Annotated in this window: 21 protein-coding genes and 1 pseudogene; 15 read left to right on the forward strand and 7 right to left on the reverse strand. The window is 66.3% G+C overall.

What is annotated here, in order from left to right:
* The first annotated feature begins 17 nt into the window (after positions 1-17).
* The 7 genes and pseudogenes from AC5Y4S_RS03865 (at position 18) to AC5Y4S_RS03895 (ending at position 4443) form a co-directional block, all read left to right on the forward strand.
* Entirely contained in the window at positions 18-470 is a 453-nt protein-coding gene (locus AC5Y4S_RS03865) for a MarR family winged helix-turn-helix transcriptional regulator (protein ID WP_067149243.1), read from the forward strand.
* Between the two features lie 102 nt (positions 471-572).
* Positions 573-845: pseudogene (locus tag AC5Y4S_RS03870) on the forward strand (2Fe-2S iron-sulfur cluster-binding protein); the annotation flags it as partial.
* Positions 842-1585 carry an SDR family NAD(P)-dependent oxidoreductase gene (locus AC5Y4S_RS03875; protein WP_500029992.1) on the forward strand — a complete coding sequence of 248 codons (744 nt, stop codon included), beginning with the start codon at positions 842-844 and terminating at the stop codon, positions 1583-1585. The pseudogene AC5Y4S_RS03870 and the gene AC5Y4S_RS03875, both read left to right, overlap by 4 nt.
* Positions 1586-1627: 42 nt before the next feature.
* Positions 1628-2896, forward strand: a complete 1269-nt coding sequence (locus AC5Y4S_RS03880) for an aromatic ring-hydroxylating oxygenase subunit alpha (RefSeq protein WP_500029994.1) — start codon at positions 1628-1630, stop codon at positions 2894-2896.
* Positions 2897-2898: 2 nt separating this feature from the next.
* On the forward strand, positions 2899-3234 hold the full coding sequence (locus tag AC5Y4S_RS03885) for a hypothetical protein (RefSeq protein ID WP_500029997.1): 336 nt from the start codon (positions 2899-2901) through the stop codon (positions 3232-3234).
* Positions 3235-3273: 39 nt separating this feature from the next.
* Positions 3274-4119 carry a TauD/TfdA dioxygenase family protein gene (locus AC5Y4S_RS03890; protein WP_500029998.1) on the forward strand — a complete coding sequence of 282 codons (846 nt, stop codon included), beginning with the start codon at positions 3274-3276 and terminating at the stop codon, positions 4117-4119.
* A 12-nt stretch (positions 4120-4131) separates the two neighbouring features.
* Entirely contained in the window at positions 4132-4443 is a 312-nt protein-coding gene (locus tag AC5Y4S_RS03895; RefSeq protein WP_500030000.1) for a hypothetical protein, read from the forward strand.
* A gap of 45 nt (positions 4444-4488) precedes the next feature.
* Here AC5Y4S_RS03895 and AC5Y4S_RS03900 read toward each other — a convergent pair whose 3' ends face one another.
* Entirely contained in the window at positions 4489-5400 is a 912-nt protein-coding gene (locus AC5Y4S_RS03900; RefSeq protein ID WP_500030002.1) for an IclR family transcriptional regulator, read from the reverse strand.
* Between the two features lie 64 nt (positions 5401-5464).
* Between AC5Y4S_RS03900 and AC5Y4S_RS03905 the strand changes: the two genes are divergently transcribed.
* The 4 genes from AC5Y4S_RS03905 to AC5Y4S_RS03920 are packed head-to-tail and all read left to right on the forward strand — an operon-like array spanning position 5465 to position 9712.
* Entirely contained in the window at positions 5465-6394 is a 930-nt protein-coding gene (locus AC5Y4S_RS03905; RefSeq protein WP_500030004.1) for an SDR family NAD(P)-dependent oxidoreductase, read from the forward strand.
* Positions 6391-7194, forward strand: a complete 804-nt coding sequence (locus AC5Y4S_RS03910) for an acetoacetate decarboxylase family protein (RefSeq protein WP_500030006.1) — start codon at positions 6391-6393, stop codon at positions 7192-7194. The genes AC5Y4S_RS03905 and AC5Y4S_RS03910 overlap by 4 nt, the downstream gene beginning before the upstream one ends.
* A gap of 6 nt (positions 7195-7200) precedes the next feature.
* The gene (locus AC5Y4S_RS03915) at positions 7201-8415 is read left to right on the forward strand and encodes an amidohydrolase family protein (RefSeq protein WP_500030008.1); all 1215 of its coding nucleotides are present in this window, start codon (positions 7201-7203) and stop codon (positions 8413-8415) included.
* Between the two features lie 16 nt (positions 8416-8431).
* On the forward strand, positions 8432-9712 hold the full coding sequence (locus AC5Y4S_RS03920) for an amidohydrolase family protein (protein WP_500030010.1): 1281 nt from the start codon (positions 8432-8434) through the stop codon (positions 9710-9712).
* A 6-nt stretch (positions 9713-9718) separates the two neighbouring features.
* On the opposite strand, the gene AC5Y4S_RS03925 is transcribed toward AC5Y4S_RS03920, so the two are convergent.
* Together AC5Y4S_RS03925 and AC5Y4S_RS03930 are read right to left on the reverse strand one after the other, a co-directional pair.
* Positions 9719-10945 (reverse strand): PPE family protein, encoded by a 1227-nt coding sequence (locus AC5Y4S_RS03925; RefSeq protein WP_500030013.1) that lies wholly within the window; start codon positions 10943-10945, stop codon positions 9719-9721.
* 307 nt (positions 10946-11252) lie between these two features.
* Positions 11253-11534, reverse strand: coding sequence for a hypothetical protein (locus tag AC5Y4S_RS03930; RefSeq protein WP_500030014.1), 282 nt, complete (start codon positions 11532-11534; stop codon positions 11253-11255).
* Positions 11535-11635: 101 nt separating this feature from the next.
* Between AC5Y4S_RS03930 and AC5Y4S_RS03935 the strand changes: the two genes are divergently transcribed.
* The gene (locus AC5Y4S_RS03935; protein WP_500032126.1) at positions 11636-13132 is read left to right on the forward strand and encodes a PE family protein; all 1497 of its coding nucleotides are present in this window, start codon (positions 11636-11638) and stop codon (positions 13130-13132) included.
* A 10-nt stretch (positions 13133-13142) separates the two neighbouring features.
* Positions 13143-13949, forward strand: coding sequence for an SDR family oxidoreductase (locus tag AC5Y4S_RS03940; protein WP_500030016.1), 807 nt, complete (start codon positions 13143-13145; stop codon positions 13947-13949).
* Positions 13950-13953: 4 nt separating this feature from the next.
* Here the strand turns inward: AC5Y4S_RS03940 and AC5Y4S_RS03945 are convergent, their stop codons facing one another.
* On the reverse strand, positions 13954-16389 hold the full coding sequence (locus AC5Y4S_RS03945) for a glycogen/starch/alpha-glucan phosphorylase (protein WP_500032128.1): 2436 nt from the start codon (positions 16387-16389) through the stop codon (positions 13954-13956).
* A gap of 230 nt (positions 16390-16619) precedes the next feature.
* Entirely contained in the window at positions 16620-17555 is a 936-nt protein-coding gene (locus AC5Y4S_RS03950; RefSeq protein ID WP_500030018.1) for an MBL fold metallo-hydrolase, read from the reverse strand.
* Between the two features lie 72 nt (positions 17556-17627).
* On the opposite strand from AC5Y4S_RS03950, the gene AC5Y4S_RS03955 reads away from it, so the two are divergent.
* On the forward strand, positions 17628-19124 hold the full coding sequence (locus AC5Y4S_RS03955; protein WP_500030020.1) for an MFS transporter: 1497 nt from the start codon (positions 17628-17630) through the stop codon (positions 19122-19124).
* On the opposite strand, the gene AC5Y4S_RS03960 is transcribed toward AC5Y4S_RS03955, so the two are convergent.
* Positions 19121-21406, reverse strand: a complete 2286-nt coding sequence (locus AC5Y4S_RS03960; protein WP_500032130.1) for an MMPL family transporter — start codon at positions 21404-21406, stop codon at positions 19121-19123. The genes AC5Y4S_RS03955 and AC5Y4S_RS03960 overlap by 4 nt on opposite strands.
* Before the next feature lie 206 nt (positions 21407-21612).
* On the opposite strand from AC5Y4S_RS03960, the gene AC5Y4S_RS03965 reads away from it, so the two are divergent.
* The gene (locus tag AC5Y4S_RS03965) at positions 21613-22170 is read left to right on the forward strand and encodes a TetR/AcrR family transcriptional regulator (protein ID WP_500030022.1); all 558 of its coding nucleotides are present in this window, start codon (positions 21613-21615) and stop codon (positions 22168-22170) included.
* Positions 22171-22205: 35 nt separating this feature from the next.
* On the opposite strand, the gene AC5Y4S_RS03970 is transcribed toward AC5Y4S_RS03965, so the two are convergent.
* Positions 22206-22919 (reverse strand): C39 family peptidase, encoded by a 714-nt coding sequence (locus AC5Y4S_RS03970; RefSeq protein WP_500030025.1) that lies wholly within the window; start codon positions 22917-22919, stop codon positions 22206-22208.
* Positions 22920-22955: the final 36 nt, after the last annotated feature.

The following is a 22955-nucleotide window of genomic DNA, read 5'->3' on the forward strand; positions in this document are numbered from 1 at the left end:
GGGACAAGGAGACCGGCATGGAACTCACCGAAAACCTCCTATGGTTGCTCAAGCAGGCGTTCTACTTCTCCCTGACCAGCGTGAACGACGCGATCAGTAGCCACGGTGTCAGCACGGCCCAGATCGGTGTGCTGCGGCAGCTCTCCAACGAACCCGGGCTATCGGGCGCCGAACTCGCCCGACGTCTGCTGATCAGCCCGCAGGGTGTTCAACTGGCTCTCACCGCGCTCGAGCGCCGCGGCCTGGTTGAACGCAAGCAGGACCCCCAACACAAGCGCATTCTGCAGGCCTATCTCACCGACGAAGGACGCGACGTCGTGGCGAGGGTGCTGGGGGACGCCCTGACCGCGCACGAGGAGGTCTTCGGTGTACTCAGCGGCGAGGAGCAGGAAACCCTGCGTGAACTGCTCGCGAGGGTGGTCGAAAAGGGCACCGGCCACGAGTTGTTCAAAGACAACATCGAGAGCTGATTCATGTCTCTAGTACTTGAGATTAATCGCAAGTAGTTGATACTGTGGCGAACGATGGAAGACTCCCGCGCTACGGTGCACCCGACCGATGCCGACGTCGTCGCAGCAGAGGTGACCATCGAGCTCGACCGGTGCACTATCACCGTGACCTACAGTCCTGGCGACACGTTGCTGCAGACGGGCCGCATGGCGGGTCTAAGCCCACCGTCGTCGTGCGAAGTCGGGAACTGCGGAACGTGTATGGCCCGCTTGGTCGAGGGCAGCGCCCGGATGATCAACAACGAGGCACTTGAAGATGACGAGGTGGAGGAGGGCTGGGTGCTGACCTGTCAGGCACTGCCGACTAGCCCCACGGTGCGGGTGGTGTACGAGTGAACAAGGTCTGCGTTGTTACCGGAGGCGCATCCGGCATGGGTGAGTCGACGTGCCACGAGCTGGGCCGGCGCGGCCACCATGTCGCAGTTCTCGACATCAATGAGCAAGCCGCGCAACGCGTCACCGAGGACTTGCGTGCGGCGGGTGTCACGGCCATCGGAGTCGGCGCCGACGTAACGGACCGGGGCGCCGTCGAGCAGGCGTTCGCCAAGGTGCGCAGTGAGCTGGGCCCGGTCTCGATCCTGGTGACGAGTGCGGGCATGTTCGGGCACTCCCCGTTCACCGAGATCACCGCCGAGTCATGGGCCAAGATCATCGACGTCAACCTGACGGGCACCTTTCACTGCTGCCAAGTCGCTGTTCCCGACATGGTCGCCGCGAAATGGGGCCGGATCGTGATGATCTCGTCGTCGAGCGCCCAGCGCGGATCGCCGTTCGCCGCCCACTACGCGGCGTCCAAAGGCGCGGTCATCACCCTCACCAAATCGCTGGCACGCGAATACGCAACGCACGGAATCACCGTCAACAACATCCCGCCGTCGGGCATCGAAACACCGATGCAGCTCCAGGCGCAGGAGGCGGGATTTGTGAAGTCCAACGAGGAGATCGCCAAGAATATCCCGATGGGCCATCTGGGCACCGGCGCCGACATCGCCGCGGCGGTCGGTTTTCTGTGTTCCGACGAGGCGGGCTTCATCACCGGTCAGGTGCTGGGCGTCAACGGCGGAGCGGTGATGTGACGAGGTTGGTCTTAAAAGCATGGTGACACAGGGAGGTTCACGATGACGCGGTCCGGAAGGCCCTCGGAGGGCTCCTGGACGGAGCACTATCCCGAGCTGGGGACCGGCCCCATCTCGTTTCGAGACTCGACATCGCCGGAGTTCTTCGAACTGGAACGCGAGGCCGTGTTCAAACGGGCGTGGCTGAACGTTGCCCGCGTCGAGGAGTTGCCGCGCGTAGGCAGCTATGTCACCAAGGAAATCGAGGTGGCCCGCACATCGGTGATTCTGGTCAGGGGCCGCGACGATCGCATTCGCGCCTTCTACAACGTCTGCCGCCACCGGGGAAACAAGTTGGTATGGAACGACTTTCCCGGTGAAGCGACACGCGGGACCTGTCGTCAGTTCACCTGCAAGTATCACGGGTGGCGCTACGGCCTCGACGGTGCGCTGACATTCGTGCAGCAGCCGGAAGAGTTCTTCGACCTCGACGCCGCGGACCACGGATTGCGGCCGGTGCATTGCGATGTGTGGAATGGCTTTATCTTCATCAACTTTGATGCCGAACCGCGTCAAAGCCTGCGCGAGTTCTTGGGTCCGATGATCACCGGCCTTGATGACTACCCGTTCGGCAAGTTGACAGAGCGCTACGAGTGGGTGGCGCACAACAACAGCAACTGGAAAATCTTCGCCGATGCGTTCCAGGAGTACTACCACGTGCCGTCGCTGCACCCACAACAGGTGCCGGCGGAGGTGCGCGACCCTAAGTCCGGATTCACCTGTGGGCATTTCCAACTCGACGGCCCGCACCGGCTGGTGTCGACCGCGGGACGGCGCCGTTGGCTGCTGCCGCCGGAGTTCATGTATCCCATCGAGCGGGCCACCAAGAGCGGCCTCGTCGGCCCGTGGCGCACACCGGATATCGGCGAGCTCCCGGCCGGCCTCAATCCCGGGGGCATTGAGCCCTGGGGAATCAGCAACTTCCAGATATTCCCGAACACTGAGATATTGATCTACGGCGGCTGGTATCTCCTGTACCGGTACTGGCCGACTTCGTACAACACCCACCGGTTCGAGGCCTACACCTACTTCCACCCGGCGCGCACCGTCCGGGAACGCGTTGAACACGAAGTCGCCGCGGTGGTGCTGAAGGAGTTCGCGCTGCAGGACGCTGGCATGCTCGGCGGAACGCAGGCCGCACTGGAGTACGGCGTTGTCGACGAGTTCCCGCTCAACGACCAGGAGATCCTGGTGCGCCACCTGCACAAGGTCATCGTCGACTGGGTAGAGGCATACCAACGCGAAAAAGCTCCGGCGCCGGCGGGGGTCTGATCATGCCGGACGCCCTGCTGCCCAGTGCATTCGCCGAGCTGGAGCGCTATGCCCAAATCTGGTGCCTGGCCACCGAGACCGAGCGCTGGATCGCGCGGGTGGCCAGCACCATGCCCGAAATGCACGAGTTCTACGATGCGTTCTTCCCGCGCCTGGAAGAGGCCATCGACTACTGCGACAAGTTCCCGCTCGACGATCTACCCGAGGATGCGCTCAACCTGTTGCACCTGATCTATTCGCTGATCATGGTCGCCATGGCGGTCGAGGTCATGCACCAGCCCGTTCCGACCGATGCCGCCGATGCGGTCATGATCCGCACCGACGAACCGGTCCCGTGACATCCGCGTGACCACAAGGAAGGCCAGGCAGGGATTTTCATGAGTCTGCTCACCATCACCAAGCTCGGCGAGTCCGTCGGCGCCGAAGTCACCGGCCTGGATCCGGCTCACCTCAGTTCCGACGACCCGGTTGGTGAGGTCATCCTGGATGCGTTGGAGCACAACGGTGTTCTGGTCTTTCCGGGTCTCCGGCTGCAACCGGAGACTCAGGTCGCGTTCTGCCGCCGCCTCGGAGAGGTCGATCATTCCTCCGACGGGCACCACCCCGTGCCCGGGATATACCCGATCACGCTGGACAAATCGAAGAACTCCTCGGCGGACTATCTTCGGGCCACGTTTGACTGGCATATCGACGGATGCACCCCGCTAGGGGACGAGTATCCGCAAAAAGCCACCGTCCTTTCGGCCGTGCAGGTCGCCGAATGGGGCGGCGAAACCGAATTCGCCAACTCATACGCCGCCTACGACAGGCTGAGCGACGAAGAAAAGCGCCGTCTCGGCACGTTACGTGTCGTGCACTCCCTGGAAGCCTCACAACGGAGCGTCAACCCCGATCCGACCCCAGAACAGTTGGCGCGATGGCGATCCCGGCGCACCCACGAGCACCCGTTGGTGTGGACACACCGCAGCGGCCGCAAGTCACTGGTGCTGGGCGCCTCGGCCGACTACGTCGTCGGAATGGATCTCGACGAAGGGCGTGCCCTCTTGGCCGAACTCCTCGAGCGCGCCACCGCGCCCGCGAACGTCTACAGCCACACCTGGTCGGTCGGGGACACCGTCATCTGGGACAACCGAGGGGTCCTCCATCGCGCGGCTCCCTACGACCCCCATTCAGCCCGCGAAATGCTCCGCACGACCGTCCTCGGCGACGAGCCGATCCAGTAAAGGGAACCGTGAATGACAAAGTCACTACTGTTCGTCGAGAGCAAACCGGCATCAGCGGAACTGGTTGAGGAATACCACCATTGGCACGATCGGGTGCATGTGCCCGAGATGCTGACAATCGATGGATTCGTGTCGGCCCGACGTTGGCAAACCGATGGTGACTCGTTCGTCACGCTCTACGAGATCGACACCGACGTCGACACGGCGCGCAGCAACCTACGGGCGGCGTTCGCCCAGGGTCGCATGTCCAAACCGGTTGCGGTCGAGACAGAACCGCCACCGGTGATGCGTTACCTGAGTCTGATCAACGACTCCACTCTCTGACGGACAGCCACATCGTGACCGGCCGACGACCGCCGAATAGCGTTGCTACCAACCTATTTGGCCCGCTCGGCGCTGGGACTCTGCCGTCAACGCCTCGCTTAGCCGGCTGGTCGCAGCGGCGAGCTGCGCGCCGAGCTGGGTGACCGCCGCGCCGCTCATCGGCTCGGCGCTGGGAACCAGGCTGAGCATCAGGGCGATGCGAGATTCGGCCTCCAGAATGGGAGAGTCGATGTGGCTCACCTCGTAGGTGCGGTCCGGCTCCAGGCTGATCGGGAACCACTCCTCCTGATGGATCAGCTCGTCTGTCAATTCCTGCGCCAGCTGGCTCAGCCGGGTGGAACGCACCTCGGCGCTGCGGACGATCTGCGCCAGTTCGCGCAGGCGCAGGTCGGGCAGGATGTGCAGGCCGACCGCGTAGCCGCGTTGCTTGGCGGCGGCGATGGCCTGCCGGTAGCGATCGCGCACGTCGTCGGGCAGGGTGGCCAGCCAGCGTTCGCGAGCTTCCGGCCCGGCCCAGGCGACGGTCGACGCGCCATACGGCGGGCGGTGCGGGAACTGGGTGCCGACGGGCATCGGGTTACCGCCGCCGCGGCTGCTCCGGACTTGATCGACGACGGTCGAGTAGTCATCGCTCACCGAAAAGGCAACGCAGTGCGCGCCCGTCGCGGCCGACAGCTCGGCCATCGCGGAGCGGGCCAACACCAGAGCGGGATAGCGGCCCGCGGCCTCTCGGCCGAGGCGCACCAGTGCGGGCCCGAGGTGATAGGTCTTGCGAACCGGGTCGCGCAGCAGCCAGCCGGCCCGGAGTAGTTCGGACAGCATCGAGTGGCAGCTGGCCTTGTGGACGCTCAACTGGCGCGAAACCTGGGCCAATGTCATCCCCCCGCTGCCATCACCCGCCAGGTGTTCGAACAGGTTCACCACCCGCTCGGTCTGGGGGGAGGGGCGCGGAGCCATGAGCCTATGGTCGCATAATGCGACTCCTTGCGGTGGCATGCGCGACCATGTGACCATGACCACAATGTCTGACCTTCGAGGCAAGACCGCCGTCGTAACCGGGGGAGCCGGTGGCATCGGCCAAGCCATGGGCAGGCGCTTCGGCCGGGAGGGCATGAACGTGGTGCTGGCCGACGTCCTCGCCGAACCGCTGGACGCGGCAACCCGGGCGCTCGCGGACGAGGGCATCGAGGCGGTCGGCGTGGTCACTGACGTCACCGACTACTCCTCGGTCGAGTCGCTGGCCAAGGAGGCGCTCGATCGCTTCGGCGCGGTGCACGTCGTCTGCAACAACGCCGGTACCGGCGGGGTCTCCGAGGGCTACATGTGGGAGCACGACCTGGCCGACTGGCGCTGGGGGATCGACGTCAACGTGCTCGGCGTCATCCATGGCATCAAGGCTTTCGTGCCGATCTTGCTCGAGCAGGGCGACGGGCACGTGGTCAACACCTGCTCGGGCAACGGCGGATTCGCACCGATCGCCCGCGGCGCCATGGGCGGGCCGGCCACGGCGGTCTACCCGATGACCAAGGCCGCGGTGCTCTGCCTGACCGAAAGCCTCTACACCCACCTCGAGATGACCGGGACGCGGGTGCGGGCGCACGTCCTCTTCCCCGGCGGCTTTCTGAACACCGGCATCTGGGAGTCGTGGCGGCACCGCCCGGACCGCTATGCCGCGACGCAGGAACGCCGCACACCCGACCAAACCCTGGAAAGGGTGGTGGCCCGCTTCGAGGCCGCCGGTGCACATGTCGAGTTCACCCCGCTCGAGACCGTCGCCGACCTCGTCGTGGACGGAATTCAGGCGGACCGCTTCTGGATGATGGGGCCGCCCACACCGGCCGATCAAGTCGTCGGCAAGAAGGCGGCGTCGATCCTCGCCCGCGGCGAGCCCGACTACCTGGTTGACGTCCTCGGCCGGCATGCCGAGAAAACCGAAGGAGGAGCACGTTGAGCGCCAACGAAATTCGCTACGGTCCTCGCGCACCCGAGGCGCAAGTCGACCACGAGATCGATGCCACCAAGGCGCCCATCGCCACCGAGGCGATCACCGTCACCTACCTCACCTATCCGGAGATCGTCGCGGCCGTGCTGCCCAAGCCGTTGGAGCCGGCGGCCGAACCGGTGGTGCGGGTTCAGCTCCAGCGCGTCCAAATCGAAGGCAGGGCGCCGTTCGGGTCTGCGGTGTTCTCGGTGACAGCGCGGCACGGCGACCTCGCGGGCGACTATCCGCTCTTCATGCCCCAGTCGACCGAACAGTCGGTCACGGGCGGGCGCGAAACATTCGGTGAGCCAAAGAAACTGGCCCACATCGAGGTGGAGCGCGACGGCGATCGCGTCGCCGCCGTCGTCGCCCGGCTGGGCTATCAGCTCATCACGGTGACCGGCCAGATCACCGGCGCCGCCGAGCTGCCGCCCGACCAAGTGAACACCGAGTTCTACTTCAAGTTCCTGCGTGCCCCCGACGGCAGCGGCATCACCGACCCCCACCTGGTCTACGGCGAATACCACCGCCACTACGAGCTGCTCGAGAACATCGACGGCACAGTAGAATTGGGCGAGTCTCCGCTGGACCCGGTGGCAGACATCGTGATCCGCCAGGTCACCTCGATCACGTGGTGTCGCCGGCGCACCATCCAGGTGGGGCGGATCGCGTCGCAGGTTCCGCAGGAATGGCTGCTGCCGTACGTGCACCAGCGCTACGACGACGTGGCCCTGCTCGCCGCGCCACGTCCCGAGCCGACGCGGGTGTAGCGCACCATGGACCGGTACACGGTCATCTCGGCCGACTGCCACGCCGGCGCTGACCTGCTCGACTATCGGGAATACCTCGATCCGCAGTACAGGGACGAATTCGACGGCTGGGCAAAGACATACGTCAATCCGTTCGGCGACCTCACCGAGGCCGACGCTGAGCGCAACTGGAACAGCGCGCGCCGAAACTCGGACCTGGATGCCGAAGGCGTCGCGGGGGAGGTCATCTTCCCGAATACCGTGCCGCCGTTCTTTCCCCAGGCGAGTCTGGCCGCCCCCCAACCCGTGGACGCCCGGGAGCTCGAGCTGCGCTGGGCCGGCCTGCGTGCGCACAATCGTTGGCTTTCCGACTTCTGCTCATTGTCGCCGGAGCGGCGCGCCGGGGTGGGTCAGATCTTGCTCGGGGACCTCGACGAGGCCGTCGCCGAGATAGCTCAGATCGCCAAATTGGGCCTGCGCGGCGGTGTGCTGCTGCCCGGGATCCCGCCCGGCGCAGGCATTCCCCAGCTCTACGCCGAGCACTGGGAGCCGCTGTGGGCGGCGTGCGCGGAGGCGGGCCTGGTGGTCAATCACCACGGCGGCAACGCCGGACCGAACCCGACGGACGGATGGGGCAGTTCGTTCGCGGTATGGGTGTATGAGACGCATTGGTTTGCGCACCGGGCGCTGTGGCACCTGATCTTCAGCGGCGCACTGGATCGCCACCCGGAGCTCACCGTCGTCTTCACCGAGCAGGGTGCGGGGTGGATACCGGCGACGCTGGACTCGCTCGACGTGGCGGCGGCCCGATACGGGCGGGCGAACTCGGCGATCGCTCGCTTCGCCGGACCCACCGCGGGCTCGCTGAGCCTGCGACCCAGCGAGTTCTGGTCGCGCCAGTGTTACGTCGGCGCCAGCTTCATGCGGCCCGTCGAGTGCGCCGAGCGCCACCGGATCGGCGTCGAGAAGGTCATGTGGGGTAGCGACTACCCGCACCTGGAGGGCACCGCCCCCTACACCCGAGAAGCGTTGCGCTACACCTTCAGCGGTGTGCCGGCGGACGAGGTGGCGGCCATCGTGGGCGGGAATGCGGCGGCCGTCTACGGCTTCGACCTCGACGCGTTGGCGCCCCTGGTTGAGCGAATCGGCCCGACCGTGGCAGAGGTTGCCGAGCCCTTGGCGGCCGCGCCCGCCGACGCGAGCAGCACCGTCTTCGAGCCCGACCCGATCCGTGCCTGGTAATTGCGAGAGGACATCCATGAACGACGCGGCGCCCTACCTCATCATCTCCGCGGACACGCACGCCGAGTTGCCCACTGAGCAGTATCGCGAGTACATCGACCCGGAATACCGGGAGGACTTCGAGACGTTCCTCGCCGAGAAAACTGCCGCCGCGGCGCAGGCCGGCGCTTTCATCGACGAGGAGTTCGCCGAGCAGTGGTTCGACGAACACGGAGACGGCATCGCGGGTGGCTGGGACGTCGGCCAGCGCGACCGCGAGCTCGACGGCGACGGCGTCGCCGGTGAGGTCATCTTTCCCGACGCCGACGCCGTCACCGGTGTCGCCGGGGCTCCGTTCGGCGCGGGCCTGGGGCAGTCCGGCGACCTGGATCCGGGACGTGCGATGGCCGGGGCGCGGGCCCACAACCGCTGGCTGGCCGAGTTGTGCAGCCACAGCCCCGAGCGGCGGGCCGGCGTCGCGGTCGTGCCGATACTGGCGGACATCGACGCGGCGGTGGCCGAGATCGCTCGAGCGGCCGAAGCTGGGTTGCGCGGCGGCATCATGATTCCGGTGCTCTGGGGTGACTACCCGCCGTACCATGACCGGCGCTACGACAAGGTGTGGGCCGCGTGCCAGGACCTGCAGATGCCGGTTCACACCCACGTCGGTCCCGCGCCCAGTGAGCAGTACGGCCCGCACCTGGGCATCTATACGACCGAGGTGCGCTGGTGGGGAGTCCGGCCGCTGTGGTTCGCGTTGTGGGCCGGCGTGTTCGAGCGCTTCCCGAACCTGCGCTGGGGGGCCACCGAGTGCGGTGCCTACTGGGCTAATGACCTGCTGTGGCTGATGGACACCCGGTTCATGCGTGAGCACTCGGCCAAGAAGATGAGCCGTCTCTTGGAGGGCGATCTGACGATGCCACCCTCGGCGTACTTCGACAGGAACTGCTTCATCGGTGCCACCACGACCGAGCGCCGGGAACTGGCCCGTCGCTACGAGATCGGTGTTCCAAACATGCTGTGGGGCAACGATTATCCTCACCCGGAAGGAACATGGCCGCACACTCGCGACTGGCTGCGGCGTTCGTTCTGGGACATTCCAATCGACGAGACGCGACAAATCCTCGGGCTCACCGCGGCCGAGGTGTACAACTTCGATGTGGGTGCGCTTGCTCCGCTGGCCGAGCGCATTGGCCCGACTCCCGAGGACCTGGGCCAAGACGATGCGGTGAGCATCCCCAAGTGGGAGGCGGCCCGCCGGGCCGGACGCCACTGGCTGACGGACGCGGAACCTATCCCCGACCTTGTGGAGAGCTGAGGGATATCAACCCGCGGCCGGCGGCCGTGGCATCACCGTCAGCCGGGTCCCGTATCGCGGTATGACGCCTGATGCTCGCGTTAGTGTCCCTGCCGGCATCCCGGGTACACCCGGCATGCCGGCGCCGACCGCTTCTTCGGTTCCCGGGAGTGTTGTTAGGCCGGTGCCCGACAGGGTTGATATGTGGCTGACGGCAGGGGTGGACCAGCTCGCCGGGACTGACATCGGCCCGATCGACTTGGCGCCGGTAAGGATCGCGGAAACGCCGCCCCCGCCACTGAATGCGCTCACGGGATTTATCGACGCTGCGATTGCACCACCACCACCTATAGCAGCGTTCTCGGCACCTGTTACTGCCCCCGCTCCCGCACCTACTGCTCCTGCTGATGCGGGAGTCAATGCTGCCTTCACAGCTGTACTTATTGTTTGCTCATCCCCGACTCCGGCGGCCGCAAAACCGGCAATATTGAGGGTGGCCGGAAGTTGGAAGACTCCACTCGAAGCCAGGTCGCTCCAGATTTGGGAGCCCGGGCCGTAGTCGTTGAAGAGCCCGTTGTAGGGACCGGTATCCCCAAGTAGGCCTTCGATGCCTTGCCACAGCGTCTGGAGCCATTGGCTGATGGGTCCGGTTGCGAGTCCTTGCAGAGTATTGGGTATCGATGCGGTGGCCTGGGCGACCGCGGCGGACTGTGCGTCCGCTCCCGCCGGATTCGTAGTCTGGTTCGGCGGGGTGAACGGCACCAACGTCGCCGCGGCGGCCGAGGCGCTGGAGTAGCCGTACATTGCCGCGGCGTCCTGGGCCCACATCTCGGCGTACTGCGCTTCCGTAGCCGCAATGGCCGCGGTGTTTTGGCCGAAAAAGTTCGTCGCGATCAGCGAGGCCAGCTGGGCGCGGTTGGCCGCGATCACCGGCGGGGGCACGGTCATCGCGAATGCCTGCTCGTAGGCCGCCGCGGCCGCTCTGGCCTGCATCGCGGTCTGCTTCGTCTGCTCGGCGGTCATGTTCAGCCAACCGATGTAGGGGATGGCGGTGGCGGCCATCGACTCGGCAGCGGGGCCGTGCCAGTTCAACGTGGTTAGGCCCGAAACCACCGACTGGTATGTGTCGGCCGTGGTGGTCAATTCCGCGGCCAGGGAATCCCAGCTGCCCGCGGCGGCCAAAAGCGAACCCGAGCCCGGGCCGGTGTACATGCGCGCGGAGTTGATCTCCGGCGGTAGTATTGCGAAATCCATTGTGTCACATCTCCTTTGCTTGACTTCGGTGGCAAACCCCCCTTTTTTGACGGCGCGAGATAAGGCGCCGGGTGATGTCGGACAGATTGGTGCCGCGGCCCGGGTTTCCGGGCCTCTCCGCTTATTTGAGTTCTCGGCGGACCACGCGAACTGTGCATATCCAGCCACCTTTGCGGTTTCGGTGACTATCTCTGGTGAACCCTATGAACTCCGAAGGAGTAAAGATAGGGCTGAACTGCGAAAAAATAAGATCGCCGATCTTGATTGCCGCGGGCTCGAAGCGGCAATGGTGGGAATTACTCGGCCATTACCGCCAGCTCGCCGGCAGGTCGATTATGTGGTTTGGGCAAACGTCCTGGGCCGCCAGCGACATGAGGTTCCGCGCGTCCTCCGCCGACATCTTGGCTCGCAGCGTCATGAACGCATATTCGGCTGGCGCATAACCCGATTCGGGGCCGGCCGGATCGTCCATCAGCTGGCATGCCTGTTTTTCTTTGTCCTGAAAGCTATCCGCGTGGGCGACGCCCGCGCCCACCAGCAAGGCCAGGACAGCCAGCCCGCCGGCAGCAATCGTCGTGGGGGTCCTCACGGGTACTTCACCTTCAGTCGCGCCTCCGACGGCCCAGTGTAAGACCCGGCGTCGGCAGGAATTCAACGAAGAGCGCTCGGCGACCGCCGTCGTTGACCAGAATGGTCCGGGTGCAGGTCGTTCCTGAGGGGCTGGTGTCGGCGGCGGAGGACGTCGGCAACATCGGGGCCGCGCTCGAAGAGGCCAACGCCCTCGCGGCGCTGCGAACGAGCAGCATCCTGCCCGCCGGCGCCGACGAGGTGAGCGCGGCGGTCACGCCGTTGTTCATCAATCAATCGAGGATCGATCGGGAACTGGCCGCGGAGGGCCAGGCGTTCGAGCAGCGGTTCATGCAACTGCTGGGTGAGGCCGGCGCGGCCTACGCGCAGACCGAGCAGGCCGCGCTGCAGGCGCTGCGCGACACGGTCGGCGAGCTGGAAGCGCCCCTCGCCTCCTTCGCCGCCTCGGCCGAGAACCCCGCCCCCACGAGCATCCCGCCGCTGATCGTCCCGCAAAACAGCTCGGTGGCGCTGATTGTCGGTGGCACCACGTTCCCCCTGCCGGACGCCAAGTACGTCAGCTCGATCATGGCCAACTTCCTGAACAACCCCACGCTGTCGCCGCTCCTCGGGACGTCGGGACAGTCGTTTTACACGCCGGAGCAGTTCTGGCCGTTCACCCCGCAACTCGGGAACCTGACGCTGGGCCAATCGGTCGCGCAGGGCGTGCAGTTGCTGAACACCGCTATCAACACCGAACTCGCGGCGGGCAACAAGGTGGTCGTCTACGGCACCTCACAAAGTTCGCTCGTTGCGACCAACGAGATCCGCAACCTTATGGCCATGACGAACCCGCCGGATCCGACCAAGCTGTCGTTCTTTTTGACGGGTGATCCGGGCAACCCTAATGGGGGCTTCTTCGAACGCTTCCCCGGCCTGTACATCCCGTTGGTCGATGTGCTGATGAACGGCGCGACGCCGCCCAACTCGCCGTATCCAACGGTGATCTTTACCAATCAGTACGACATGGTGACGAATCTGCCCCAGTACGTGCTCAACCCGGTCAGCGACCTCAACGCGTTCATGGGTTTCGCGCTGTACCACGGGACGCACGACTACGTCGACCTGACACCCGGGCAGATCGCCAACGCGATCGAGCTGCCGACCTCGCCGGGATACACCGGGGCCACCCACTACTACGAGCTGCTGACGCAGAACCTGCCGCTTGTCGCGCCGCTGCGCTTGTACGTGCCGCAGCCGTTCGGCAACGCGCTGGCCGATCTGCTGCAGCCGGACCTGCGGGTGATCGTCGACATGGGCTACGGGTCGGGCGAGTACGCCGACATCCCCACTCCCGCCAGCCTGTTCGAGCTGCCGAACCCGTTCACCATCGTCCCGGACCTGGTGCATGGCGCGGTTCAGGGCCCGCAGGCGGCGCTGGTGGATCTGGGGTTCCTGCCGCCGTCGATGATGCCGACCGGCTACCCGTTCAACCCGGTGCTCGATCCGGGCCTGAACTTCCCGCTGCCGCAGTCGTCGGTCACCGGGGTTTCGCTGCTGACCGGGTTCGAGGGCCAGCTGATGCGCGCGTTGGGTCTGATGCCGAGCTGGGACAGCTGACGGACGTGCCATGACCAACAGCCGCAGCCCTTTCCGGGCCGATCTTCTGCAGGGCAAAGTCGCCTTGGTCACCGGCGGCGCAACCGGGCTCGGCCTGGAGGTCGCGCGAGTTCTCGGCAACCACGGCGCCCGCGTCGCGATCTGCAGCCGCAAGGAACCCAATCTCGAAGCAGCGGTTGCGGCGTTGCGGGAAGAGGGGATTGAGGCGACATACGGCGTCTGTGACGTCCGCCGCGACGACGAGGTGACGGCCGTCGTCGAGGAGGTGCTGCGAAAGTTCGGCCAACTCGACATCGTCGTCAACAACGCCGCCGGAAACTTCCCCGTGCCGATAAGCGGCTTGAGCCCAAAGGGATTCAAGGCCGTCGTCGACATCGACCTACTGGGCACCTTCAACGTGTCGAAGACGGCGTACGACCTTTGGCTGCGCGATCACGGCGGCGCGGTGGTCAACATCAGCGCCGCGATCCAGTACCGCGGCATGGCCCTGCAGGCGCATGTCGTTTCGGCCAAGGCCGGCGTCGACGCGTTCAGCCGCGCCTGCGCGATCGAATGGGGACCGGACGGGGTTCGGGTGAATGTCGTTGCCCCCGGCGCGATGTCGGGCACCGAAGGCGTGAAGAGAATCACCGGCGATAACCAGCACCGCACCACCCAGAACCCGCTGCGGCGCCCCGGTTCCACCACCGAGGTGGCCGAAGCCGTGCTGTTTTTGGCCAGCGACGCGGCGTCCTACGTGACGGGAGCCGTCCTTATCGTCGACGGCGGCGGTTGGCTGACTGCCAGCGGCGTGCCGGATCTGCCGGGCTACCGCTGACGGCTCACATCTTCACGGTCAGCGGCCAGACGTTCCAGATCTCGTCGCAGTATTCGGTGATGGCGCGGTCAGACGAGAACTTGCCGCTTCGAGCGGTATTGAGGATGGACATCTTCGTCCACGCCTCAGTGTCCCGCCAGGCCTCGCTGACCTGCTCCTGGCACTTCAGGTAGGACGCGAAGTCGGCGCAGACCAGGAAGGGGTCGTCGTGCCATAGGTTGTCCACCAGCGGCCGGAAGACCTCGGTGTCACCGTGCGAGAACGTCCCGCCCCCAATCAGATCCAGCACCGCGCGCAGCTCGTCGTCGCCGTCGATGTAGTCGGCCGGGCGGTAGCCGTTCGCCTTGACGGCCTCGACCTCCTGCTCGGTCAGGCCGAACAGGAAGAAGTTCTCCGGCCCGACCTCATCGCGCATCTCGACGTTGGCCCCGTCGAGCGTGCCGATGGTCAGGGCGCCGTTGATCATGAACTTCATGTTGCCGGTGCCCGAGGCTTCCTTGCCCGCGGTGGAGATCTGCTCGGACAGGTCGGCGGCGGGGTAGATCAAGTGGGCGTTCTGCACATTGAAGTTCGGCACGAACGCCACCCTGAGGAAGCGGTTCACAGCCGGGTCCGCGTTGACCGTCTCACCGACGGCATTGATCAGCTTGATGATCCGCTTGGCCATGAAGTAGCCCGGGGCGGCCTTGCCGCCGAAGATGAAGGCGCGCTGCGGAATCGACAACCCGGGGTCCTGCTTGAGCCGGTGATACAACGCGACGATGTGCAGGACGTTGAGGTGCTGACGCTTGTACTCGTGGATGCGCTTGACCTGGACGTCGAACATCCAGTCCGGGTTCAGCTCGACGCCCGCGACCGACCGGACGTACTTGGCCAGGCGCGCCTTGTTGTTGCGTTTGATGTCGTGCCATTCCCGACGGAAGGCCGCATCGTCGACGAACGGCTCCAGCCCGCGCAGGCGGCTCAGGTCGGTCAGCCAGCCGTCGCCGACTGTGCGGTCAAGCAGCTCGCGCAACCCGGGGTTGGCCAGGGCGAGGAAGCGGCGCGGTGTCACGCCGTTGGTCTTGTTGCTGAACCGCTCCGGCCACAGCTCGTAAAAGTCTTTCAAGACACTGCTTTTCAGCAGTTCGGAGTGCAGCGCGGCGACACCGTTGATCGCGTGGCTGCCGACGGTGGCGAGGTGCGCCATCCGGACGCTCTTGCCGCCGTCCTCGCCGATCAGCGACATCCGTCGCAACCGGTCCTCGTCGCCGGGGAAGCGGGCGCGCACCTCGTCGAGGAATCGGCGGTTGATCTCGTAGATGATCTCGATGTGGCGGGGCAGCGCCTCGGAGAACATCTCCAGCGGCCAGGTCTCCAGCGCCTCGGGCAACAGGGTGTGGTTGGTGTAGCCGAACGTCGCGACGGTGATCTCCCACGCCTCGTCCCAGTCCAGCTGGCGCTCGTCGACCAGCAACCGCATCAGCTCGGCGACCCCGATTGAGGGGTGAGTGTCGTTGAGCTGCACGGCGAATCGTTGCGGGAGCTCCCGCACGCCGGCGTCGGCGAGATCGTCCATGATGTGCAGCACGTGCTGCAGCGAGCAGGACACGAAGAAGTACTGCTGCAGCAGGCGCAGTTGCTTGCCCGCCTCCGGCTCGTCGTTGGGGTACAGCACCTTGGTGACGGTTTCGGACATGACCTCGTCCTCGACCGCCCCGTAGTAATCGCCGGTGTTGAAGGCATCCAATGCGAATGACTTGACGGCCCGCGCGCTCCACAGCGTCAGCACGTTACAGGTGTTGACGCCGTAACCCTGGATGGGCGTGTCGTACGCGACGCCCTTGAGCACGCGCCCCGGCACCCACCGGACGCGATCGTGGCCGGAGTCGTCGGTGTAGTGCGCGGCGTAGCCGCCCCACTTGACCAGGTAGTTGACGTCGGGTTTCGGGATCTCCCAAGGGTTTCCGTGGTCCAGCCAGTTGTCGGTCTGCTCGACCTGCCAGCCGTCGCGAATCTCCTGGTCGAAGATGCCGAATTCATAGCGGATGCCGTAGCCGATCGCGGGCCGCTCGAGCGTGGCCAGCGAGTCGAGGTAGCACGCCGCGAGCCGACCGAGGCCACCGTTGCCCAGTCCCGGTTCCTCCTCGCAAGCCAGGACCGTCTCGAGATTCTGTCCCATCGCCGCGAGCGCCGTCTTGGCCGCCAGCTCCATGTTGAGGTTCAGCAGATTGTTGCCCAGCTGCGGACCCATCAAAAATTCGGCCGACAGGTAGCAGGTCACCTTGCGGCCGAGGTCCAGCGAGGTCTGCGTCGAGGCCACCCGGCGGTCCTGCATGCGGTCGCGCACGGCGAGGGCCAGCGCCCGGTAGTAGTGCTCGGGTCGCAGCGCGGCGGCCGGGCGACCGATCGAGTAGCGCAGGTGGTCGGTGATCGCCCGCTGCAGCGCCGCCGCGCTCATCCCGGTGCGGGAGTGCTCGGCCAGATCGGCCCGCGTGGGGCCGGGCGAAATTCCGTCGGAGGGCGTCTGCTCGACATCGGTCATTGTGGGTGGTCCTACTCCCTAGGGGTGGGCGGCAGGTGGCCAGTGTGGCAGCGATTTTTGCACATCAGGCGCGCAATTGCCGTCCGTGAAGTGAACGGCAGCCCACATACTGGCGACGAGCAAGCGTTAGGTCCGCAACGCAAGCATCAGCTGTCGGGCTTGAAGCGGTACGTCTCACCGTGAGCGAGGTAGACGAATTTGGTGCTCGTGGTCGAGGCCTGGGCCGCCCGCTTGAAGTCGTCGAGACCGGAAAGGAAGACCGAGAAGTCGTTGTAGTGGATCGGTATCGCGGTGCGAGGTTTGGTGATCTCGACGGCCTTCACGCCTTGCTCACCGGTCATCGTCACGACCGTGACAAGGAAGGTCGTGCCACCGGTGTGGATCAGGCCAAGGTCGATGTCGGGGTAGCGGCGCGGGATCTCCTCGAGGCTGTCGACGAGCATCGTGTCCCCGGTGATGTAGAGCCGGTAGAGGTTATCGTCATTGCGGCTGAAGTCGAGCAAGTGCCCGTTGACAGGCATCAGCAGTTCGTTGACCGCCTCGTCCGTGGAGTGCTTGCCTGGCATGGCGGTGATGGTCAACGTCGCGTCGCCCTTGTGCACCGCGAGCGACTCCCAGGTGTCGAGGGCATAGCCGTGCTCGAAACCCAGAGCGCTGAGCTTGTCCACCGCGTCAGCCGTTGACACGATGGGCAGCTTCTTGTCGAGCTGTTGTGCGGCGACGTCGTCGAAATGGTCGCCGTGGTAGTGCGACAAGACGATCAGGTCGATAGGTGGCAGGTCGGCGATCTGGCAGGCGGGCTCGACTTCGCGGCGGGCCCATATGCCGTGGCCCAAATTGACGTGCTCGCCTTTGTGGAGGAAGGCGGGATCGGTCAGGATCGTCAGCCCGCAAAACCGAATCAAGGTGGTGGCGTTACCGATAAAATACACATCGCCTTCGTCGAAATCGGCTGTGCCACTGCTCGTTAGGTTCAACGAAGTCATCGCGTGCTCTCCTGCCCCTTGGTAATTCCCTGCCATTGAGATGTTCGTCGCGCTACGAGTTTTGGGATATGGCGATTCCAGTCTGGGGCAGATCATGCCGACGGGCTAGCCCCGGCGTTCAGGTCCCGCTATGCACCGCGATGCGGCCATGGCGCAGAATGCTCAGCCGTGGACCAGCGCACCGGCGGCGAACCCGTCGGGCCACGCCAGTTGCCATTGGCGTCGGCCGGTGCACGCTGGCTCATCGCCGCCGCCGTCCTCGGTTCGGGCATTGCGCTGCTGGACGGCACCGTCGTCAACGTGGCGCTGCCGGCCATCGGGCGCGACCTGGGCGGGGGTTTGACCGGCCAACAGTGGGTCCTCGACGGCTACCTGCTGACGCTGAGTGCGCTGCTGCTCACCGGTGGCGCGGCGGGCGACCGCTATGGGCGCCGACGGGTTTTCATCGCCGGGCTGGTCGCCTTCACCGCCGCGTCTGTGGTCTGCGGTCTTTCGCCGACGATCGGATGGCTGGTCGGCGCGCGGCTGGCGCAGGGTGTCGGCGCGGCGGCGCTGGTTCCGGGCAGCCTGGCGTTGATCGACGCCGGCATCGTCGACGACGAACGGGGCCGGGCGGTCGGGATCTGGGCGGGCATGTCCGGGGTGACGACTGCGCTGGGTCCGTTCATCGGCGGCTGGCTGGTCGATGCGGCGTCGTGGCGCTGGGTGTTCTTCTTGAACCTTCCGCTGGCCGTGGCGGTGCTGTGGATCGCCGCCCGACGCATCCCCGAATCGCGCGATCCCACCGCGCGGGGCGGTCCGGACGTCCTGGGGACCGCCGCCGTCACCGTCGGGCTGTCCGGGGTGATCTACGCGCTCATCGAGGCGCCTTCGCGCGGTTGGACTTTCGTCACGACGGTGCCCGCCGCCGGCGGTGTGGCGGCGCTGCTCGCTTTTCCGGCGATCGAACGACGCGCGCAATCGCCGCTGCTGCCGTTGCGGCTGTTGCGATCCCGGCAATTCACCGGCGCCAACCTCGCGACCCTGGCCGTCTACACCGCCATCGGCGGGGCGCTGTTCCTGCTGGCCCTGCAGCTGCAACAAAGCCTGCACTACTCCGCGCTCGCCGCGGGGCTGGCGATGCTGCCGATGACGATCATCATGCTGATCGGCTCGCCGTGGGCCGGCGCCCTCGGGCAGCGGGCCGGGCCGCGGCTGCCGATGACGGTCGGGCCGCTGATCGCCGCGGCGGGTTTGGCGTTGATGGCCCGGATCGTGCCCGGGGTGACTTATCTCCGCGCGGTGCTGCCCGCCGTCGTCGTGTTCGGCGTCGGGCTGGCAATCACCGTGGCGCCGTTGACCGCCGCCGTCCTCTCCGCCGTTCCCGACGGCTACGCGGGCACCGCCTCCGGCGTCAACAACGCCGTCGCGCGCCTCGCCGGGTTGCTTGCCGTCGCCGTGCTGCCGGCTGCGGCCGGCATCACCGCCGGGCCAGGACAGCCGCTCGGTCCCGGCTTCTCGGTGGCGATGATCATCACCGCCGTCGCATGCGTGCTCGGCGCATTGATAGCGGCGCTGACCGTCCGGACCGGCGGGGACTACGCCCACCAGATGCTGCCTGGCATCAACCACGCCTGCCAGGACCCGTCCACCAGACGCCCGGGCCTCGCCGACGACGCGGCCTAGGTTGGGAATGCGGAAAGCGCTTCGGGGACATCGTGGCTTCTCGGCGTGGTCTTCTCGTGCACGATGGCGCCACCCTCACTGATTCCGAAACGCTCGTGCAGCCGTGCCAGCCACTCGGGCGCCCACCAGTTCCACCGTCCCATCACATGCATGAACGCCGGCAGCAGCACCATGCGCACCAGGGTGGCGTCCGCGGCCACGGCGAGCGTCAGGCCCACCCCGAACATCCGCATGAACGACACCTGCGCGGCGATCAACGCGGCGAACGAGATCGACATCACCAGCGCCGCCGCCGTTACCACCCGACCGGTGCGGGCCACGCCGAGCGCGACGCTCTCGTCGTTGTCGGCGCGGGTGCGCCCCGAGGCGAGCCAGAATTCACGGATGCGCGAAACAACGAAGACTTCGTAGTCCATCGACAGGCCGAAGGCGATGCAGAACAGCAGCACCGGCATGTTGGCGACCAGTGTCCCGGTGGATGTGGTCCCGAGGCCGCCGAGGTGGTGGTCCTGAAAGATCCACACCATTGCACCGAAAGCCGCTGTCAGCGAAAGCACGTTGAGGACAAGAGCTTTGAGCGGCATCACGACGCTGCCCGTCAGGAGGAACAGCAATACGAACGTGACCGAGGCTATCAGGCCCAGCACCAGGGGCAGGCGTGACGTGATCGCGTTGACGCTGTCGCGATTGGTCTGCGCGGTCCCGCCGAACTCGACCGTCCTCCCGTCGGGGCGGGGTATCCCGTGCAGGCTGCGCAGCTGGGCCTCGGACCGGTCGGAGAAGAGCGGCGCGGTGGTCCTGACGGTGAGAAACGCGCTGCCCTGTACCCGGCCGATCGGCGCCGAGGGGGGTGCGACCGGCGCCCCGGCCACGAAGGTGCCAACCGGACCCGACACCGCCGACACGTCGGGCACCCGCGACAGATCCGCTGAGTACCTGGCGATTTCGGAATCCGGCACGCCGTCGATGTCCGGGACGACGACGTTGATCGAGGTGGCCGAGTCGTTGGCGAAATCGCTGCGCAACTGATCGCCGACCTGGCGAGCCGAAGCGGAGTTCGGCAGCACCCGGTCATCTGGAAATCCCCACCGCACCCCAAGGAACGGCATACCGACCAGCAACAACAACCCAACCACGCTCAGTCCGATGGGAATCGCGTGCCGGATGACGAATCGCGTTGATCGATACCAGAATTCCTCTTCCACGGGCATGCGGGCCGGCGCCGTCCGGCCGCGCACGCGGCGCACTAGCCGACGCACGTCCAGCGCGTTCAATCGATCCCCGAGTAAGACGATGGCCGCGGGCGTGATCACCACCGCCGCCGTCGCGGTGAACGCGACCGTCGCGATTCCCGCGTAGCCGAACGACTTCAGGAAGTGCATCGGAAACAGGATCATTGCGGCCATCGAAAGCGCGACCGTCGTGGCCGAGAACAACACCGTGCGGCCCGCGGTCGCCATGGTGTGAATGAGCGCGTCGTCACGGCTTGCCCCGCCGGCCATCTCGTCCCGGAAGCGGCTGACGATGAGCAACGTGTAGTCGATCGCCAGGGCCAGGCCCAACGCGGTGCTGAGGTTGAGCGCAAAGATCGACACATCGGTGGTGAACGCGATCAGGCGGAGCACCGCGAGCGTGCCCAGGATCGACATTCCGCCGATCGCGATGGGCAAGGCGGCGGTGAACAAGCCACCGAACACCCACACCAGCACGACGAAGCTGAGCGGGATGGCGATCGCCTCCACCACCAGCACGTCGCGCTGCGCCTGCTCGGTGATCTGCGCGTTGACCATCGCGACCCCGCCTGACCGCACGCCGAGCCCATTGCGGTCGTGCGCGAACCGCTGCGACAGGGCGTCGGCGTACTTTTGTGAGTCGGTCTCGCCGCCACCGATACCCGCGACGATCAGCCCGGACCTTCCGTCCTTGCTCACCAGCGACGCCGCCGCGGCCGGCGGCGCGGTCCATGCCGAGGTCACGCTGGTCACGTGCTCGGACCGGCTCAGCTGATCGGCGATATCGGTGCCGACCGCGCGGGCCGCCGTGCTCGTGGCGCCGTCCGGGTCGGAAACGATGAATAGCAATTGCACGTCGCCCTGGCCGAACTTGTCCGTCAGAAGCTTTGCTGCCCTTGCCGATTCGGACGTGGGATCCTGCAGTCCGCCGGCTGACAGGCTCTTGGCGACCGGAATCCCGAAGATGCCTGCGGCCACCATCACGAGCCCTGCGATAGCGATCGTCCGCGCCGGGGCGGCGATGGCCAGCTCTGCGATGCGGCGCAGCAGGCCGCCCCGGACTGCACGGGTGGTGTCGGTGACCGCCGTCCTACGGGTCGCGGCTCCAGACCGTCCGATGTCGCCCGCCATGGGGACCACCCGCCCTTTAAAAGATTCCGATCTCAACGGTCGGTGACTTTTGTCAACAATGGGTGACTTGAAGCGTACGCCGCGTCGCGACCTCAAGTCAACAGCGGCTGACATACAGTTTGGGGATGGGTGCGAAGAGGCCTAGAAACGCAGCTCAGACCCGCGCCGACATCCTCGCGGCGGCGCGCCGCCGTTTCGCGACGGAAGGTTTCGAGCGCACCACCTTGCGGGCGATCGCGGCGGATGTCGGCGTGGACGCTGCGCTGGTGATCCGCTACTTCGGCAGCAAGCAGGACTTGTTCGCCACAGCGACCGAATTCACCATCCAGCTGCCCGACCTGACCAGGGCCGACCCTGGCGACATCGCGGACATGCTGCTGCCGCGCTATTTCGCGGTGTGGGAAGACGACCAGTCGTTCCTGGCGTTGCTGCGGGCGGCGATGACAAGCCGCGTCGCGGCGGACACGCTCAACGAAACATTGGCCACGCATGTCGCGCCGACGCTGAGGGGCGCCACGCCGGACCATCACCTGCAGCGGATTGCGTTGACGGATGCGTTCGTCATTGGGCTAGCTGCGACGCGATCCGTGCTCGGCACACCGATAGCCAACCTCAGCCGCGAAGAACTCAGCCGCTGGGCCGGCCCGGTCTTTCGGCAGCTACTAACTGGGCCGGCCCCGTGACGCGCTGGTCACCCTGCTGAATGCGGCGCCCGTCCCTAACCGGTGACCGTCATCTGGTCGTTGCTGCTGGCCCACGACCGCGCGAAGACGTCGATCGGCACCTGTTCGTCGCGGCCCTCCTCGCTGCCGCTGTCGTTGAGGTGCACGATGCCGGCCGCGGTGTCGACGCCGGTGACCACGACGGCGTGGTTGGCTTCCGGTTGGCCGTCCGGGGTCTTGTCCTCGACGGGCTCGCGCCAGATGACTTCGGAGTTGACCCCGACGATCACCTTGCGGCCCTTGGCCAGATCCTGCTCGAGCGCCGACATTCCCGTCGGGACACCGGTCTTCGCGGCGCTCTCCTCGTCGGTGGAGGTGGCGCGGATGCCGTAGTGCGCGAGGAGCGCCGGCTCGTCGTCGAACGAGGTGCCGGCGCCGGGGTTGCGCTTCTTCGGCTTGGTGTAGATCGGTCCGGCGTGGACGGTGCTCGGCGTGGCCTGGGCCAGCTTGACGATGGCTTGCTCGGAGGGCGGCTTGCCGGTCAATTCACCGACCACGTCGGCGACCGCCATCTCCACGCAGTCGTCGTCGTATCCCTGGTAGCGCCAGAACGGGGCGGCCGCCGCGGGGTTGCCGTACAGCGTGCCCGCGCCGCGCGGCGGGTCGGGCGTGGCGTGCGCGGTTCCCACCGCCAGGCCCAGCGCGGTGGCGGCCGCCAGCATGGCGACGCCCGCCGCCCGGGCCGCGGTCGCAGTGCGGGTGCCGATCATGCCGTGAATATCTGAGCAGAGTGGCGCGGCGTTACT

It is taken from the genome of Mycobacterium sp. NGS64 (genome assembly GCF_059812245.1).